Below are 17,188 nucleotides of genomic sequence, written 5' to 3'. Positions count from 1 at the left end.
CCTATGACCTACGAGCTGCCGGGCGTCCGCCAACGGCGCCTTCGTGAATGACTGCCGTCAGGTTTTCCTCGAAACGGCCCAGCAGGCTGTCCAGTGCCAAGTTGGTTTCCGCGTATTGGCGAGCGGCGGCACCATAGGTGGTGCGAAGCGCATCGTTGTCTGCGAGGGTCTGGATCGCTGTCGCCAGCGCCAATGAATTGCCTGGTGCTACCACGATACCGCGCCCATTGACGACGTGGGCCACCTCGGTGTCATTGCCGGCCGTGGCGACGATTGCCTTTCCGCTGGCGAGCATGCCCGTTAGTTTTGATGGCATGACAAGGTCTGCCGCGTCGGCGCGTTGCGGCAATAGATGGATATCTGCGCTCGCGAGAAGCAACGGGAGGCGCTCCACAGGTTGCAGGGGCAGGAAGTGAGTGCGGGGAAGTTGCTCGCATGCCTCCTCCAGTTCGGCCTTGCCAGGCCCATGGCCACAGAGTATGAAGTGGACCTTTTCCGAGTGGCGGAGGATGCCGGCGGCTTCGCCAAGCATTTCCAGGCCTTGCTTTCGCCCCATGTTTCCCGAGTAGAGCGCGACAATCGCGTTTTTCGGGATGCCGAGCGCCTCTCGAATGCTTTGACCATCCACGCCCGGATGGATGGATGCGACATCGACCCAGTTGGGAAAATGGACCAGCCGGTTTGCGTCGATGCCCTTGGCTTGCGCAAGACGTTTCATGGCTTGCGAAATCGTCGACACGCGGTCGAATTTGCGCAGCAGCCAACGTTCGACCCGCTCTACAAGTTGTCGTGCGCGCTGGCTCTTTAGCAGGCCCAGAGCGAAGGCCGCGTCGACTTCAAAGTCCTGGATATGCAGCCAGGTTTTGCTCCCGAACACCTTGCCTAAGAGCAGGGTCGCCGGGGAACAGAACAGCGGAGGTTCGACAACGAAGACGGCATCGGGCTTCCAACGCGCCTGCCAGAAGAGCAAGGGCAGGGTACTGGCGGCGAAGGTCGCGAGGTGAACCAGGCGCTTGAGCCCGGAGGGCTTGCGTGGTACCCAGAGGGGCGCGCGCAGCACCGTGACGCCGTTGCGCATTTCCCGGGTATACGAAGACGCGCTAAAGCCTTCGGCAATTCTCCATTCGGGATAGTAAGGCGGTGCGGTGATGACTCGCACCTCATGCCCCCGCGCCGCCAGCCATTCGGCCTGTTCCGACGTGTATTTACCAATACCGGTCAGTTCGGGCGCGTAGTTGAGGCAGTACATGAGGATCTTCATGTGAGTAATGTCCCGATAAGCGTGAGGATCATGGCCAGGATCTACGGAAGGTTCGAGTGATAGAGGCGGTTTTTCGCTGGCAGGTAACTCCGGGCCGGTGCATTGGCGGCTCACCGTCTTATGGGCAATTAAGGCGGATACCACCGTGACGGCGCCAATGACGAGGGCGGCCGCCAGCAGATCGGTCAGCAGGTCTGAAAGGTCGGCCGAGCGGTACGGAAACAACGATTGAAACAGTTCATCCATGCCGCCTAGCATGGCAATGCTTGCCAGCGTGATGACCGCGCGGTGCCGCGAGAAAGCCAGGAAAATAGCGCCAGCCAGGCAGCCATACGCGACCAGGTGCATCAGCTTGTCGCCAAACTCCCGGTTGAGCGCCTGCGCTTTTCCGGGGATGCTACCCACCGCGAGCATCGTCAGAAAGAGCACGATGGCGGCCGCCAGACATAGCCTGCCGCGGGGCGTAACCAGCGCTGTAGCTTCGTGGGTTGGGCGCGACGGTTCAATACGCATTCCGCCCCGTCCACCCCTTAAACGCCGTCCAGAAAATAATCCTCACATCCATCCAGAACGACCAGTTCCGAATATAGAAGATGTCGTGCTCCACCCGCTTGGCCATCTTGTCCAGCGTGTCGGTCTCACCACGATAGCCATTGATCTGCGCCCACCCCGTGATGCCAGGCTTGACGCGGTGGCGCAGCATGTAGAAGTCCAACTGCTCTTTGTACATATTGTTATGCGCCATGGCGTGCGGGCGTGGGCCTACCACACTCATCTCGCCCCTGAGCACATTGATGAACTGCGGCAGCTCATCCAGGCTCGTGCGGCGCAGAAAGGCGCCGATCGGCGTAATGCGGCTATCGCCTTTGGTGGCCTGCGTAACGGTGCCATGCTCGGCATGGACCTTCATGCTGCGGAACTTATAGACATGGATGACGCGGCCATCCATGCCGAGGCGTTCCTGCTTGAAGAAGACTGGCCCCGGGGAGCCACGCTTGATCAGGACGGCAATGATCAGGAACAGCGGCGACAGGGCGATAAGTACGACGGCAGCGAAGGTGCGGTCGAAGATGGCCTTGATGGTGCCGCGCACGCCGAGCGCGGGCGGCTTGTTCATTTCCACCGCCGGCATGCCGAGGAAGTTGCCAACGTTGTGGTTGAGCAGGTCAAAGTCGAGCACGCTCGGCATCCATTTAATGTCGATGAAGTCATTGCGCAGCGCGAAATTGATCTCCTGCATCAGGCGGTACTCGCTCATGGGCAGGGTGAGCCAGATCTCATCCACTTCATGGTCGCGCGCGAAATCGGCGATTTGGGCGCTGTCGGTGATGCGCGGGCGTCCTTCTGGTGTGGGCTCGCCCTCGGGGGCGTAGATGCCGCTGACCTTATATCCGGTGGCGTAGCTGGCGGTCGCGCGGCGGTACATTTCCTGGCCGGTACGGCCAAAGCCAACGATGAGCACGCGCTTGCTGTTGCCGCCGGTGATGCGCACCAGGTTGAGCACCGCGCGGCTGGCCACACGCAGGGCCAGCAGGCCAGCTAGGGAGAAGACGTACCAGTACGCCATCCACAGGCGGGAGAGGTTGTCGGCCTGGTGCAGTAGGTAGGTCAGCAGCAGGCTGATCAGCCAGACCAGGCTCCAGGCCGACAGCAGGCGCGTGGCGAGGGAGAACAGGCTGCGGCCGCGCCACGAGCTGTAGAGGTCGAACCCGGGCAACACGATGAACGCGATCGCACAGCCAAAGTACTGGACGAACAGGTGGATGGGCGCATGCGCGGTGGCAAAGCGCACTTCGCTGGCCAGGATTGCAGCAAGCCAGATGGCGCCGGCGTCGAGCAGGCGGACCATCAACGCAAGCTGATCGTGGTGCCTGGCAAACATATCGCGATAGATACCCATGCTTTCCCCCGAAAGCGGTCGAGTAATGGGCGCTCAAGCGAGTGCCCATGCCCTTGTTGTCTCCTCCGAACTTGCAGTCCGCGCACAGTGGCGGCCAGGCTCGTGTCATGGCATGCATCTTGGTTGTGCATGCTCATGGTGCGGACGAAGCAGAGTCGTGCGCGACTGCTTTGCGGCAGTCGGTCCCATGGTGTGGCAGCGGTCAACTGACGCCTAGCTACCGGTGTCTTCTTTGAAGACCATCCATGGAGCCGCAACGCTCTCTTACTGCCGGTGCGCAGATGGCGCCGGTGTGCTTCGTGTATTCAGGGGCGAATAGTGCGGTGCAGCGAGATGCGTCGGTACCCTGCGTCGGAAGGGAAAGCCTGGCAGCGAATTCGATGGCCCTTTTGCATCGCGGCCTACCATTTTTTGCTAGACGCGTTGGCAAATGCGAGTGACTGGAACAGGACCAGGCCCGCAGGTCGCCCGGTGAGATGACAGGTGTGCGACAGAATTTGCGCGTAAAGAGTACGAGGTGCGTGTGACATGCCGGCTCGCTTGTCACTCGGTGCGCTACGAGGTCATTGACGTCGCTCTCGCTCGCGCGCGAATGGAGTGATCACGCATTGAGCGTTACCCCGCTCAAGAAGGGATCGGTAATGACAACCTATCCCACGAATGGGGGGAGAAAACATCCGGAATCGCGCGGAAAATCCGGGGCCGTATAGCTTGTTGTGGTGCACAAAAAAGAGCCAATGTGATTCAGCATTTTGTGCACCCGTGACTCAATCACGCGGTAAGTTATGAAGAAAAAAGCAGAACTAAATACCGTATTTACGCGTGAGCAACTGGATCTGTATTTTGCGTCGTACGTAGGGATGGACGGGGGTAATCCGGACGCAGGAGTATGGTTCTGTGACAGCTCACCGCATCCGAGGGCCGAGTCGCTGGTGGCTCCGCTGGTTCCGCACGCGCAGGCTGGTGCGTGGGACGATGCGTACCGCCACAAGCACCGCCACCACATGGAGCGCTGGCAGTCGCACCAGAAGATCGCAAGGATCATGTGCGCAGCGCGCGCGCACATACTCAATGAACCCATGGGCGAGCGGGACTGGAAGGAATACTTCGATCATCATCTCTACGCGCCGAACGGCGCTGAGTTCAAGCTCAGCCTGTTTCCACTGCCGGCGCGCCTGATCAACCAGACGCCGTGGTCGAAGGCATTTCGCGGCCAGCCGGAGCTTGTGCCCAAGCAACGTTACCTCGACCTTTGCCGAGGTGGTCGGCGATTCGCCTTCATCGCCGGGATCCGCCGACACTGGAAACCGAAGGTGGTGGTATGCCTGGGCGAACGGCATATCGACGATTTCGTGCAGGCGTTCGACCTCGAACATGCGCGCGGCACTGACCATATCCTGCAGCCCGCTGACTTGCCCAAGACCCTGCGCGTGCTGAAGCACGACGGCACTACTTGGATCATCTGCCCCGCATTGGCCGGCGCGGCGGGACTGACGTCTGACGTGTTGCTTGACGCCATGGGGCAATACATTGCTGGTTGGTTGGAGCCGGCCGATTTTCCTGCGCTCTGCTCGAGCGTAGAGATCTGCTAGGGAGAACGTAATGCGTGTCGGCGTGCGTGAGTGAGCGATGCCGTAGTGCGGCTGCGCAAGCGCGACATTTCCCCCGCCAAGTAGGGGTGACACCGTTTTAGGGATTTGTTTATCTGTGTGCTGGCGCCAGCTGCAAGCTGCTGCAGCTGGATCGGCTTGCAGGTTGGAGCGTGACACAACAGGGCAGCGAAGGGCGCCGAAGACTGTGTGCGGCAGCAATCCGTCGCAGGCTTCCCCACCATGTACCGACGTATCGAAGTATCGATCACAGGAGAGAGCAGCGTGCAAACCAATACCCGTTACATTTTCACCCTCGGCCTCATGGCAGCCGCCGCGGCAACGCTGGTTGCCTGCGGAGGCGGCGATGATTCCTCCACGCCTTCCCAGCCTTCTGCCACCGTGAGTGGCAAAGCGGTGGACTTTTACCTTTCCGGTGCCACGGTCACCTTCCTCGATTGCGGCAGCAAGACGGTGACGACGAACGCAACCGGCGACTTCACCTTCCCGGCCGGTTGCACCAGGAGCGCGCTGAAGGTGACCGGCGGCACCGATATCGGTACTGGCCAGCCGTTCAGCGGTGTGCTGCAAGCACCGGCAGTGGACTACAAGGCGGGCGTGACACCGGTGATCTCGCCGCTGACCACGCTGGTCGCGCAACTCGGTCCGGATCAGGCCGCGGCTCTGGCGACGAAGCTCGGCCTGGGCGGCAAAGACCTGGCCACGCTCGACCCGATGCAGGATGCGGCTGTGTTGCAGGCGGCAGTCGTGGTACAGCAACTGATCGACCAAGTCGCCAAGACGCTGACGGGTCTGGCCACCGGCGGCACGCTGACCGCGGACGCTGCGGCCGCAGCAGCTGCCAAGGCGGTGGCGAGCACCGTGGCCGGCGCGTCGGGCACGGCTGACCTGACCAGCGCCACGCTGGTAACGAGTGTGGTGTCTTCCGCCGTGGTGAACGCCAAATCCGGCTTGTCGGCAACGCTGCAGGCGAACATTGACGCCGTGGCCGCCAACGTGGCCGCACTTGCTGGCCCGGTGATCACGAGTCAGGTGGCGAGCGTGGACGCAGCGCTGGACGAGATCGTGCTAAGCAGCAACCCGGCCGATACATTGGCTGCTCTGAAGGCAAGCGGCTCGATCAATGCCGTGACCAAGAGCGCCCAGGCCACGACGACCACGGCGCTGGTCCAGGCCGTGACGCCAACCGCGTTGACTGACGCATCGAACACGACCAAGCTGGGCGCGCTCGGTGATGCCGTGTCGACGGGTAATACAACGACGATCCAGGACGCCGCTAGCAACCTGGGCAGCGCAGTGGACAGCGGCAAGATCGACAGTGTGGCGAACGCAGTCAAGCTGACCGACTACCTGCAGCTCGCAAACCTGACGATCAACGGCTTGTCGTACCCGATCACCGACGCGATCTCCGTCACCGGTGGCACGCTGGGCTCAATCAAGGTCGCGTTGACGCAGAACGGTGATGCCTTCAAGGGCGGTGCGTCCCAAGTTCGCGCCGGCCTGAGCTATACCTACGGCGGCAACCAGGTCGACGTCATCATCGAGAACGTGACGCTGACGTTCAACGGCTCGCAATTGACGAATGCGGTGGTACCGGCGAACACGTCCTACTCGTTCCGCATCAGCGGCAATCTGTCGGCTGCGGCAAGCCTTTCCAATGGCGTGGCGGACAATCTGTTCGACAGCGCCAACGGTGGCTCGCTGAACCTGCCGTTCACGGTATTCCTCGGCAAGCTCAAGTCTGCCGGCACGCTGAGCCAGGCGCAGGTTGACGCGCTCACGCCGAAGTCGGTCAGCACATTCCCTGTGACATTTGCGGCAACGGGTATCAGTGGCAAGAATGTCGTGGTAGGTGTGCTGGTAGACGGCGGCGTGGAGAATGCCAAGACGGCGACGGTACGGACTGACGCCGCGAAGGTGACCGGCGAAGGCCTTAAGACTACGGTTACGCTCAACCCGTGACCGGCGCGTAGTGCTGCCTTTTGCCTGGATGGGGAAGGCCATGCCCCGGTCATCCGACCGCCTTAAGGGAGGGGCGGGTGACCGGGCTCTTTTTGTGTCCGCGTCGGGCCCCTTGGAGCGCGTCACGCATGAGGCTTGTCCAGTGGCCTCGGAGTCTTCTATGCAGCTGTTTTGCAAGCGCCGGCTGGACCGGGCCTGCGCCCTGGTGCTGGGTCTTTCCTGTGCAGGCGCGGCCAGTGCCGCCCCGGACGATGTGTTCATGCTGGCCGAGCCCGCCACGGGCGAGTTCAGCTCGGTGCGGGTGGAGGCCAGCTACGATATGGTCAACAAGAACGTAGACGTCTTCAACCTGCGCGGGGTGCAGGGCCCTGTGTCGGATAACGCCGGCGACTATAGCGGCGGCAAGCTGATGCTGGGCTACAAGTTCTCGCCACACTGGTCGGGTTCGGCTACCTACTGGCGTCGCGGCATCGATTACTCACAAGACCACAACCAGATTGACAGCTGGATGCTGGCGATGCACTACGACCCGCTGGCCGAGCCCGGCGCGCGCGATCGCATTATGGTTCGCTTCTCGGTATGGGGAGATCACTCCGGCAGCCTCAACCGCTCGTCGCCGATCACGGTTCACAACACGACCTTCAACAGCCTCACGGTAAAGAACGCGAATGATGTTCAGGCCCAAGCCGACGTCATCTTCTCGGGCGAGCTGACCGAGCGTAACCAGCTTACTGGCTTTGTCGGGCTCGGACTCAGTCGTGTGACCATCGGCAGCATCAACACGCGCCTACAGCGAGGTAACTGCAGCTTCAACGTCGCCATTGGCTCCGACAACATCGCCAATGGCGCGCTGGCTGCGCCGTGCCGCGCGGGCAACGTGACCCTCAACTCGGCTTCGTTCGCTGTCGATGCCAGCCAGTTTGGGCTGGATTTCAACGACGATTTCAACTACACGGCAGGCTACCTGAACTTGGGCGGTTCATGGCGCTGGAAGTACGAGAGCTTCAGCGCGCGGCTGGGCTACCAGTTCCAATACCTGTTGCGCAGCAATGTCGATAGCCGCGTACAAACCTATGGCTACTCTCCGATCCGCTCAAACCATACCCTGGGGCTGGAGCTATCGTATGCAGTAGTGAAGAACGTTGAGGTGTTCCTGCGCGGGCAGGCGTCGCTGTACAACTTCGTCGGCACCATCCCGTTCCTCTATAACGCGGCGACTGCAGGCAAGCTGGACCGGTACTACGGCTATGGCTCGATCGGCATTCGCTTCTCTGGGTTCTGAGTTTGAGATACAGGCACGGCTCTTCTCATTCCACGGACGTAGAGCATTTACCAACATGCCCAATTTGCCATGTCGCGATACATCCAGCGTGGAGCTCGAGCCCTGGGCATCGGTACCCTCATCGTTGTCACGGCACTAGTCTTCCGGCAAGCACATCTACGTGATACTACTGAGGCTGGCATTGCCAGCCCTGCAGAGGACCCGACTGCCACGATGTTGAAACAATGCGAGGCTATGCACCGCCGCCTGCAGAGTCGGAATGTCTCCGAAGCAGCTGCCAAAGTAGAGCGGGATCCGCCTTCCCTTTGTATTGAATCGTGATTGGGTGAAGGAAAACGACTGTGGGTCCCCCTCCCGATGCCTAGTCCAAAGACGGGCCTGGTATAGTCATCCTCCCTCTTCCGGGGATCGTCAGGGATCTCCCGCCGATCCACGCTCAGCCCCGGACATTTCAGTCCCATCCGTGGATTGAAAGCAGCAACCAACCTCCAGGTTTGCCGCACTGCAGCAAATCCACTTATTTCAGATATCGAAATATTGAAATTCCTATTTCCTGAAGGTTTGGTTAAAGTGGCGGCTGAATTGAAGCGGGACGTGAGGATCGAGCTGCGGCTGGCAACGAACGCCATCGATGACGCATTCTGAAAAATTCAGATTCTTTCCCTTCTTATCGGCTTACATCGATAAACGATCACTGACAACAATTTAAACTTGTCAGAAATAAAAGCCATCTAAGAATCGTCTATAGTGACAGATACGGCGCACCGGTCCCGTTCGCCTCCCGTTTGCATAAAAAAGAATACTAAACGACCGCAGTGACACGCACGCCTCAAAGGCGTCGGTATGCTGCGGCATTGGATTGTATTGGGGTCCCGCCAGGCAGTAAGGGATAGAAATTATGGAGTATTCAGGAGTATTCGCGCGTCAGGAACTGGATCGCTATTTTGCGTCGTACTCGGGGATGGAGGGAGGTAACCCAAGGGCTGCCGTTTGGATTTGCGATAGAAGTCCTCAACCGACATTGGACCCCCTCGTTGCACCGCTGCAGCCGCGTGTGGCGCCGCCCGCCTGGGACGCCGTGTTCCGTCACCGGCACCGGGAAAGCATGGGCAAGTGGCTCGGCCATCAATACGTTGCCCGCATTATGGCCGCCGCGCGAGCTGAAGCGCTGAGCGTCCGGCCCGCGGACAACGACTGGGAACAGTACTACTGGCGACATCTCTACGCACCAGAGGGCGCCGAGTTCAGGCTCAGCCTGTTTCCCTTGCCGACCCAATTCAAAGGACGAACGACTTGGTCCAAGGCGTTTCGGGGTCAACCAGAGCTTACCCCTCAGTCGCGCTACCTGGACCTGTGCCGGCATGGCGAACGCTTCCGGTTCCTCGCACACCTCTGCGCCCGCTGGCGTCCGAAGGTGGTCGTATGCCTGAGCCATCGCCATACCGACGAGTACGTCGAAGCCTTTTCGCTACGCGGGATCGCCAGCGAAGAGCACGCGCTCCAGGCAGCCGACCAAGTCAGGCGCTTGCGCATCTTTTCCAAGGAGAACACGACGTGGATCTTCTGCCCAACGATTGGCGGCAGCGCAGGGCTCACTTCGCGGGTTCAGCTCGATGCGTTTGGGAAATTTCTAGGCAAGCGCCTGACAGCGAGCGATTTCGGACACTGCCGTGACCTCAACGCCGTCGACAACGGTCCCGCGGCTTAGCCAGAACGTTTGGTCTATCCGTAGGAAAAATCTGGTGTGCCACACGGGTGATTCCCATACCGGAGCAACGTGCTTGACTCGGTTTCGCCGGAGGTGAAAGCACTCGGGCGGACGCTTGTTAAGCGTCATTCTAGTGTTCTGTCCCGGAAATAACTTTGCATATCCGGGCTACTTTCTGGATGATGGAATCGGCGGTCGCGGTCCATACGAACGGACGCTTGTGCACGTTGTAGTGCTCGACGTAGCGTTCGATGCTGCCAATGAGTTGACGCACACTGCTGAATGATCCGCGTCGGATAGTCTGTTGAGTGATAAGGCCGAACCATCGCTCGACCTGATTGAGCCAGCTCGAATAGGTCGGCGTGAAGTGCATGTGGTAACGCGGATGTTTAACGAGCCATGCCTTGACCTTCGGATGCTTGTGCGTCGCATAGTTGTCGACGATCAGGTGCACATCCAGGTCAGCGGGCACGGCCTGCTCGATGTGCTTGAGGAAAGCCAGAAACTCCTGATGCCGATGACGGGGCTTGCACTGCGCAATGACTTCACCCGTTGCGGCATCCAGCGCCGCGAACAGGGTCGTTGTGCCATGCCGGATGTAATCATGCGTCACACCTTCGAGATAACCCAGACCCATCGGCAATACAGGCTGCGTGCGCTCCAGCGCCTGGCACTGGCTCTTCTCGTCAACGCACAGCACCAGCGCATTGGTGGGCGGGCTCAGGTACAGCCCGACAATGTCGCGCACCTTCTCGATGAAATACGGATCGGTGGACAATTTAAAGCTCTTCGAGCGATGGGGCTGCACACCGAACAGCGACAGATACCGGGCCACCGAACTCTTGGAAATTCCTGTGTGCGTGGCAACTGAGCGCACGCTCCAGTGCGTGGCTCCATCCGGCTTCTCATGCAGGACCTTGGCTAGCAACTCTGCCACCGTCTCATCGTCATGCGTGCGGGGCCGGCCCGGGCGAGCTTCGTCATGCAGACCTGCAAGCCCTTGTGCGACAAACCTCTTCTTCCAATGTGTGATCGCCGGTGACGTCACTTCGCATTGCAGGGCAATTTCCTGGTTGCTATGTCCATCGGCAGCCATCAGGACAATCTTTGCCCGGCGCACCAGGGAATGAGGCAAAGAGCGCGAGCGGCTCATCGACGCTAGCTGTTCACGCTCCCGTTCCGACACCACGACCTCGATTCCCTTGCGCCCCATGATCGCCTCCTATCTGAACAGATTCGATCATAGAGCAATCTGAATTTAGAGAAAGTTATTTTTGGGACAGAACACTAGTTGCACAAAAAGCTGATCTTAAATTCTTTCAATGTCACCAATTAAAAATATCGGTGAAAATAATTTCTCTTCTTTATTCACTTTTCCCATTGAGGCACCGTTCGCGGTGCTTTTTTTTGGTTCTTCGCCGATCTGCGTGACCGTTTAGAAACAAAAAGGGCCAACACGCCCACCACTGTTATCTTGGAGTTGCGACACAACAAGAATCAGGAAGGTGGAGGTTGGCCCTGCGCGATTGTATGGCCCAGCTCGGCTGCTGGGAAGGCTATCGCCTGCGCGATAGTTGGGAGGAGACCCGTAATGGGCAGCGCATTTGCATCGTCCGGCTGGAACCTAAGGGGCGCCGGAGACGGTGCTGCGATGGCTGTGGTCGGGGCGTTAGCAGCATCCACGATCGGGTAGAGCGGCGCGTGCGGGATCTGCCAATGTTCGAGATTCCGGTGGAGTTGGTCGTGCCGCGACTTCGTCTGGCTTGCCGGCGATGTGGCCCGAAGCTGGAGCGCCTGGACTGGCTCGCACCCTATGCGCGGGTGACAACGCGGCTAGCCGCCAGCGTAGCGCGACTGTGCAAAGTCATGTCGTTGCGCCATGTCGCGCGCTTCTACCAATTGGCCTGGACTACCGTCAAGCGCATCGACCTGCGCTATCTGGAGCGGGAACTGGGGCCGGTCGACCTGAAAGGCGTCACCGTGATCGCGATGGACGAGTTTGCTATCCAGAAGGGCCATCGCTATGCCACGGTCATCGTCGAGCCGTCGAGCAAGCGGGTACTCTGGGTTGGGCGCGGACGTTCGCGAGAGGAAATCCGACCCTTCTTCAAGCTGCTTGGTCCCGAAGGCTGCGCCCAGCTTCGCGCCGCGGTGATGGACATGAATACCGCTTACGACCTTGAAGTGCAGATGCATTGCCCACAAGCACAGGTCGTCTATGACCTCTTCCATGTGGTGGCCAAGTACGGCCGTGAAGTCATCGACCGGGTTAGGGTGGACGAGGCTAATCGGCTGCGCGGCGACAAGGCCGCCCGTAAGGTGGTGAAGTCTTCTCGCTGGTTACTGCTGCGCAATCGGGAGAACGTCACCCGTGAGGCCGATCAGATCCGGCTTGATGAAATACTGGCTGCCAACCAGGCGCTGATGACCGTCTACGTGCTCAAGGACGATCTCAAGACGCTTTGGACATACCGGCATCCCGGCTACGCCCGGCGCTTCTGGCAAGGGTGGTACGAGCGCGCAATGGCCAGCGGCATCGTACCTCTGTGCCTGTTCGCCAAACGCCTCAAGCCATACCTGCCAGGCATCCTGGCTCATAGCCGCTGGCCGTTGGGAACCAATCTGGTAGAGGGCATTAATAACCGGATCAAGGTCATCAAACGGATGGCCTATGGCTTCCGTGATGACCATTACTTCTTCCTGAAGATCCGGGCGGCCTTCCCCGGAAATCGGTGAAGAACCTTTTTTTTGGGCCCATGCTTCCATGGCATGCACCCGCTGATTATTTGTCGCCGACCTGTCTAGCAGCGGTCACGGGCGTCGCACGTATGACCCACAGAGCGCATCAGGAAACAACAGTTCAGGCCTCACCGCTTCGTAGTCCCGAATGTTCATGGCGACGCTCGTATACTCGTTGACAAGTTCTTCGAAGGTTGCCTTCTGTTCCCAACCGATGACGTCAAAGACTGCGTTCTGGAATTCAGATTCTGTCCAGACTGTACCTGCATTCGCGATCACCTGAGCCATTGCGCGGTAAAACCGGCTTGCATCGAGAGTGTGCTCACTGCTCCAGGAGCTATGAATTAGCCATGGCTTGAGGGCTTTGGCTATCTCGGTTCTTGCGGACATCTGGGTCTCCAACGTGTTGATAAGGGGAGAGGGATACGGCGGATCAGCGCGGTATCGACGGAAAGGAGATCGGATCAGTCTTCCGCTACAACGCATAGCTTACTTGGGTGTCCGGCGTACGAATTAATAGCAATCCCATCATTGTCGATGCCCAGCAGTCAGCTCACAGCCACGGGGCATGATCGATGACTGCTTCATGGTGCGCTTCAGTCGCCGCTCAACGCGGTTATCTTTGCGGCAAAGAAGGAGGGTGCAGGCGCTGCAACAGCCGCGCCTACACCCATCAAAGGCAACGGGGATTTGCCGTTTGCAATTGTGCTGCATAGCAGCATTAATCGTACCCCACGCGAGGCGGGATAAGCAAAACGTGGAAAGAGTTGCAATGCCCAGGACCTTACGTTGCAGCCAATGAAGTGCTTTTGCAGCTGGCTAACGTACCCTTACCGTTTGTTACGCTGGGCGACGTCGCAACAGGATATATTAGGGGCGAAACGAGGATCTGCCTCGATACCTCCCAGGGGATGTCATGAAGAAGACACTGGTAGTTGCGCTCGGAAGTCTGCTAATTGGTCTAAGTTTTGGTGCCTCTGCGCGTGGCGGTGGCGGAGGGGGTGGCAATGGTGGCAATTTCGGCGGAGCGGCGTCCGGTCACGCTAGCAATGAGGCTGCGATAAATTCCAATGGCTCATTTTCCAACGACCGCGACAAAGGCTTACAGCGTGCTGAAGACCGAAGGAGTTCGGAAGGGTCAAATCACGAAAAGGCCAAAGATAATCGCATGCATCGCAACACTACCAAACATACCCAGAAACACTGAGGCCGGGTAGAACTGGACGGATGCACCTGGGTTTCGCGAGCATACCGGCCTGATTGCGTATGGGCATCGCGCAAGCCCGTGGGATCTTGCTTTCTCTTTGAAGGCGGCCATTGAGCAGCTGCTTCCCCTCAGTTCGCTTCGTCATAGCTGAAGTCGTCGAAAGCCGTGACGCTGTCGGCTTTCGTCCAGCTTCAGGCCGGGCAATGCGGCGGTCTTCGGTTTCGATGTAAGTGTCGACCCGCTCGACATCCCGGTTATGCCATGGCCCGCCGACATGCGTTGCCAGACTTGTGAAGGTGGGTTTCCTGCGGCAACATTGGCCAAGGCATTTTCACTATTGAATGCGCCAAATTCCCCATCCCGTGAGTCCTCTGGCCGGGGGTCGACCCCGATGCTGTGCGTTGTTCGACGCAAGCTGCCTTCGCATTCTCTGAATCCCCAGCGTCCATTTCAGCATCATCACGGTCCGGGTCGCCGTCGGAGGCGTCTGCTTCCACTTGAGCTTCATCCGACGCTCCAGTTATGTCGCTTTGGTTCACGTCGTCGCTGATACCATCGGGACCGGTTCATCGATACTCAGTTCGCCGGTAACGATGCGGTCCACATCTGCAAGCATCTTGACCACTGACGGGCACACCGCGATCGCCTTAATCATGTCCTGCAAGCCACCTTCGATGCGTTTTGCGATCTCGTTTTCACCAGCGCGAGTCAGCAGTTCACTGGCGCCCATTTCGCGCCGGACTGGGTCAGTCGTGCGGCCAGATTCGGAATCAACGGTTGACAATGCAGCTTCCGCTCCTCGTCTGCCTAATCGTCGGATGCCGCGGCAGGCGCAGCGTCGCTTAGCCGCGGCCGGTGCCCGCTCGTATGCGGTCACCCCCATGTCGCCGAACACTTCTTCCATGCCATGACACATGGAACTGTCATGTGGCGATGACACGGTTTATTAGCGGCTCTCAATACGATTATCGGTCCACTGCGAGCTGAACCTGATTCCGCCCCTCGGACTTTGCCCGATACAACGCCGCATCAGCGGTTCTAACGAGATCATCGGGCGCGAGCAGGCTGTCCGGTCCAATCACGGCACACCCGGCGCTGATCGTGACGTAACCGATGAGAGCAGGCGTCTCAAGGCTCAGTTGCATGACTGCTTCGCGGGCTTGTTCCGCGATCTCGGAAGCGCCGCGCAGGTCTGTGTCGGGAAGGACAATCACGAATTCCTCACCACCATAACGGGCGACGAAATCGGCCGGGCGCCGGACGACTCGAGCAAGCGCGCTGGCCACGGCGACCAGACATGCATCACCCCGGAGATGTCCAAACGCATCGTTGTATTGTTTGAAATGATCGATGTCGATGAGAATAAGCGACAGGAGCGCGTGCGTACGTCTGGCGCGTTCAAACTCCTTGTGATACTGAGCGTCGAAATAGGCTCGGTTGTAGATCCCCGTCAGTCCATCACTGACGGATATCCGTAGCAACGACGTATGGGCATCGAAGAGTCTGCGGTAAAGCAGGTTGACTTCCCAGATGAGCATGCAAACCACCACACCCGGCGCGAACATGCTGAAAATCCGGGCGACATACCACCCCACGCTGAATCGCGCCATACTCACAAAATTCAAGGTGGTATCGACGAAACAGGCCAGCACGGCGATCAGCAGCCACTGGTCAAGCACAGATCGCAGACGGCCTGTCAGCAGGACAATGATGATTGCGGCGATGTTGAGCGACCACGTGACCCAGGCCGTCGTGTCGTTGGGGAATGGGCTGATTCCGGTCGCCGGCTTGAGGGCGGGAGGCAGATTGCCGTAAATGGCGAGCACGCAAAGTGCTGCACCAACCACGGTAGGGCCGCCGATCAGCAACCACGCCCAAAAGCCGACACGTGCAGCGCCGATTGGCGCCTGCTCCAATCGATAGCGCGTGAATGCGGCGAGAATAATGAAGAACGGAAACCCACCGTGCCAGAATACCCACATCCAGGCGGAACTGTGCGGACCGGCGCCCAAGAGGCCGGTCGGCGTGAAAACACCTGGAAAGGTCAACAGCTGCACAGCCACGGCCAGCGCCGTGAAAGCGTAAGCGCCACCAAGTGCGCCAAGGAGCGGCTGCCGGGTCGCGGTGAACTGGGCGGTGAGCAGGAAAGTCGCGATGCCGGCTGTGGTGAATACGGTCAACGCGCACATCGGCATGAAGGGGCCGACGGCCGGTAGCGTCATGGTCGCGCGGGGAACGGCAATGGCAAAGACGAGCAGGATGAGCAATGCGGTGATCCCAGCCGTTACCGTCTGTTTACGCGTGGCATGTTGCGTCAGGAAACTTTCCATAAGACCCCCGGTGTATCAGTCCACGGCGTATGCGCAGCAGCAGTGGCGGCGTGGCGTACGTCGTCTTGTTATCACGAAAGTATTGCTCAGAACTTTGGCAAAGGAAATCAAGCCTGCACTGAAAATTGCGCAGCCGTGGCAACTTTCCTGCACGCAATGACCGACGATCAAAGTGGACTGAACGTGCAAAATGCCAGCATTCAGTCAGCCGGCCTGCGTCTCCTCCGCAAACCAGCATCAGCTCCAACCGATCAAGGGTTCTGTCACCGACGGTTATCCTGTTGTTCCGACCAAACTCAGCAGGGCAGGGGCTCATCCCGGCCGCCGAGTGGGCCGCAAGATCACCAATGCGTCAGAACGGTCCGGAACCGGGCGATCTTGTTCCGGACGCCGTTCTGACGCGCGGGAGATGAATTGCTTCGTGCGCGCTGCGCAGTCAAATCAGCAACGCAGCGGTCATTGCGTACATAAGTCGTAATGTGAGGCCCCTGATCTCATCTCCACCCTGTGCGACGGGGCTGCCAGAGTAAAGATAGGCGCGCACCTGCCGGGATGTGCCGGAACGGCAAGTGCGGTATCGCGGACGGCCTTGATGACCCGACCGTTGTTTTCAACCCAACTCGCCACACTCTACGCGCTGGTGGCCGGCATCTGTGCGTGTGCCGGTGGTCTGTTTATGGCGTTATCGGGCAATCGGCAGCAGATCGCGGCTGTGCGGCAGCATGCTGCATCGATGTGCGAGGCCGCGTCGGTCCGCCACAGCGGTCGGCGTTCGTCGCGGTTCGTCCGCGGCGAATGCATGCGGTGCCTCATACCGTGCTGGCGCAGCCCCCAGCGAGGAAGGCGGACTCTGGAGCCAGAGGCCCTGACCGGCCCGGGAGTTTGCCGGACGACTTTCTGGCCTATGCGCGTCTGACCTACAAGGGCAGCGGCATCAAGCAAGACATCTCCGAGGTCGAAACAATGCTCGTCCTGAGTACGCTGCGTTCATCGGCGTCAATGTATGGCGCCGCCTCCAGTGTCATCTCGAACGGACCGGATGCCAGGGTCGCGACGGCTAGTCCGATCACCGGAGCGGTGAGACATTTTCGCATGAATGCTCACCCCGCCCCAGGCCGCTCGGGCAGTTCGGTAAGACACTGGTCAGGCTACTCGCCTGGATCCTCGCTTCGGGCTCAGTATGTTCGGA

The 17,188-nt window shown here is 59.5% G+C and carries 13 protein-coding genes and 1 pseudogene; 7 read left to right on the top strand and 7 right to left on the bottom strand.

Annotated elements, in window-relative coordinates; all coding sequences use genetic code 11:
* Window position 1 precedes the first annotated feature (1 nt).
* The 3 genes and pseudogenes from K2O51_RS33025 to K2O51_RS33020 all read right to left on the bottom strand — a co-directional run bounded on the left by K2O51_RS33025 (window position 2) and on the right by K2O51_RS33020 (window position 3,143).
* The gene (locus K2O51_RS33025; protein ID WP_425333022.1) at window positions 2-1,261 is read right to left on the bottom strand and encodes a glycosyltransferase WbuB; all 1,260 of its coding nucleotides are present in this window, start codon (window positions 1,259-1,261) and stop codon (window positions 2-4) included.
* A 204-nt stretch (window positions 1,262-1,465) separates the two neighbouring features.
* Window positions 1,466-1,609, bottom strand: a pseudogene (locus K2O51_RS35905) (VanZ family protein); the annotation flags it as partial.
* 154 nt (window positions 1,610-1,763) lie between these two features.
* On the bottom strand, window positions 1,764-3,143 hold the full coding sequence (locus K2O51_RS33020; protein WP_220632297.1) for an undecaprenyl-phosphate glucose phosphotransferase: 1,380 nt from the start codon (window positions 3,141-3,143) through the stop codon (window positions 1,764-1,766).
* Window positions 3,144-3,946: 803 nt separating this feature from the next.
* Between K2O51_RS33020 and K2O51_RS33015 the strand changes: the two genes are divergently transcribed.
* The 5 genes from K2O51_RS33015 to K2O51_RS32995 all read left to right on the top strand — a co-directional run bounded on the left by K2O51_RS33015 (window position 3,947) and on the right by K2O51_RS32995 (window position 9,723).
* Window positions 3,947-4,753, top strand: a complete 807-nt coding sequence (locus K2O51_RS33015) for a transcriptional regulator (RefSeq protein WP_220632225.1) — start codon at window positions 3,947-3,949, stop codon at window positions 4,751-4,753.
* A 282-nt stretch (window positions 4,754-5,035) separates the two neighbouring features.
* Window positions 5,036-6,733 carry a hypothetical protein gene (locus K2O51_RS33010; RefSeq protein WP_220632224.1) on the top strand — a complete coding sequence of 566 codons (1,698 nt, stop codon included), beginning with the start codon at window positions 5,036-5,038 and terminating at the stop codon, window positions 6,731-6,733.
* A 160-nt stretch (window positions 6,734-6,893) separates the two neighbouring features.
* Window positions 6,894-8,015, top strand: a complete 1,122-nt coding sequence (locus tag K2O51_RS33005; protein WP_220632223.1) for a hypothetical protein — start codon at window positions 6,894-6,896, stop codon at window positions 8,013-8,015.
* 468 nt (window positions 8,016-8,483) lie between these two features.
* Complete coding sequence (locus tag K2O51_RS33000; protein WP_220632222.1) at window positions 8,484-8,660, top strand: hypothetical protein; 177 nt, start codon at window positions 8,484-8,486, stop codon at window positions 8,658-8,660.
* A 460-nt stretch (window positions 8,661-9,120) separates the two neighbouring features.
* Complete coding sequence (locus K2O51_RS32995; RefSeq protein ID WP_245002031.1) at window positions 9,121-9,723, top strand: transcriptional regulator; 603 nt, start codon at window positions 9,121-9,123, stop codon at window positions 9,721-9,723.
* A 130-nt stretch (window positions 9,724-9,853) separates the two neighbouring features.
* On the opposite strand, the gene K2O51_RS32990 is transcribed toward K2O51_RS32995, so the two are convergent.
* On the bottom strand, window positions 9,854-10,936 hold the full coding sequence (locus tag K2O51_RS32990) for an IS630 family transposase (RefSeq protein WP_220632220.1): 1,083 nt from the start codon (window positions 10,934-10,936) through the stop codon (window positions 9,854-9,856).
* Between the two features lie 317 nt (window positions 10,937-11,253).
* Between K2O51_RS32990 and K2O51_RS32985 the strand changes: the two genes are divergently transcribed.
* Entirely contained in the window at window positions 11,254-12,459 is a 1,206-nt protein-coding gene (locus K2O51_RS32985) for an ISL3 family transposase (protein ID WP_011295769.1), read from the top strand.
* A 75-nt stretch (window positions 12,460-12,534) separates the two neighbouring features.
* Here K2O51_RS32985 and K2O51_RS32980 read toward each other — a convergent pair whose 3' ends face one another.
* On the bottom strand, window positions 12,535-12,852 hold the full coding sequence (locus K2O51_RS32980) for a hypothetical protein (protein ID WP_220632219.1): 318 nt from the start codon (window positions 12,850-12,852) through the stop codon (window positions 12,535-12,537).
* Window positions 12,853-13,378: 526 nt separating this feature from the next.
* Between K2O51_RS32980 and K2O51_RS32975 the strand changes: the two genes are divergently transcribed.
* A complete protein-coding gene (locus K2O51_RS32975; protein ID WP_220632218.1) occupies window positions 13,379-13,669 on the top strand; it encodes a hypothetical protein in 291 nt (96 codons plus the stop codon).
* Window positions 13,670-14,204: 535 nt separating this feature from the next.
* Here K2O51_RS32975 and K2O51_RS32970 read toward each other — a convergent pair.
* Window positions 14,205-14,573 (bottom strand): sigma-70 factor domain-containing protein, encoded by a 369-nt coding sequence (locus K2O51_RS32970; protein WP_425333019.1) that lies wholly within the window; start codon window positions 14,571-14,573, stop codon window positions 14,205-14,207.
* Between the two features lie 61 nt (window positions 14,574-14,634).
* Entirely contained in the window at window positions 14,635-15,999 is a 1,365-nt protein-coding gene (locus K2O51_RS32965) for a GGDEF domain-containing protein (protein WP_220632217.1), read from the bottom strand.
* Window positions 16,000-17,188: the final 1,189 nt, after the last annotated feature.

This window comes from Cupriavidus pinatubonensis (assembly GCF_019602855.1).
GTDB classification, from domain to species: domain Bacteria; phylum Pseudomonadota; class Gammaproteobacteria; order Burkholderiales; family Burkholderiaceae; genus Cupriavidus; species Cupriavidus pinatubonensis.
The sequence above is the reverse complement of the archived record's forward strand: the minus strand, read 5'-3'. Positions and strand labels throughout refer to the sequence as shown.

Coding starts and splice junctions, on each gene's coding strand:
- K2O51_RS33025 (WP_425333022.1), bottom strand. CDS start 1,261: ATGAAGATCCTCATGTACTGCCTCAACTACGCGCCCGAACTGACCGGT.
- K2O51_RS33020 (WP_220632297.1), bottom strand. CDS start 3,143: ATGTTTGCCAGGCACCACGATCAGCTTGCGTTGATGGTCCGCCTGCTC.
- K2O51_RS33015 (WP_220632225.1), top strand. CDS start 3,947: ATGAAGAAAAAAGCAGAACTAAATACCGTATTTACGCGTGAGCAACTG.
- K2O51_RS33005 (WP_220632223.1), top strand. CDS start 6,894: ATGCAGCTGTTTTGCAAGCGCCGGCTGGACCGGGCCTGCGCCCTGGTG.
- K2O51_RS32995 (WP_245002031.1), top strand. CDS start 9,121: ATGGGCAAGTGGCTCGGCCATCAATACGTTGCCCGCATTATGGCCGCC.
- K2O51_RS32990 (WP_220632220.1), bottom strand. CDS start 10,936: ATGGGGCGCAAGGGAATCGAGGTCGTGGTGTCGGAACGGGAGCGTGAA.
- K2O51_RS32985 (WP_011295769.1), top strand. CDS start 11,254: ATGGCCCAGCTCGGCTGCTGGGAAGGCTATCGCCTGCGCGATAGTTGG.
- K2O51_RS32980 (WP_220632219.1), bottom strand. CDS start 12,852: ATGTCCGCAAGAACCGAGATAGCCAAAGCCCTCAAGCCATGGCTAATT.
- K2O51_RS32975 (WP_220632218.1), top strand. CDS start 13,379: ATGAAGAAGACACTGGTAGTTGCGCTCGGAAGTCTGCTAATTGGTCTA.
- K2O51_RS32970 (WP_425333019.1), bottom strand. CDS start 14,573: ATGGAAGAAGTGTTCGGCGACATGGGGGTGACCGCATACGAGCGGGCA.
- K2O51_RS32965 (WP_220632217.1), bottom strand. CDS start 15,999: ATGGAAAGTTTCCTGACGCAACATGCCACGCGTAAACAGACGGTAACG.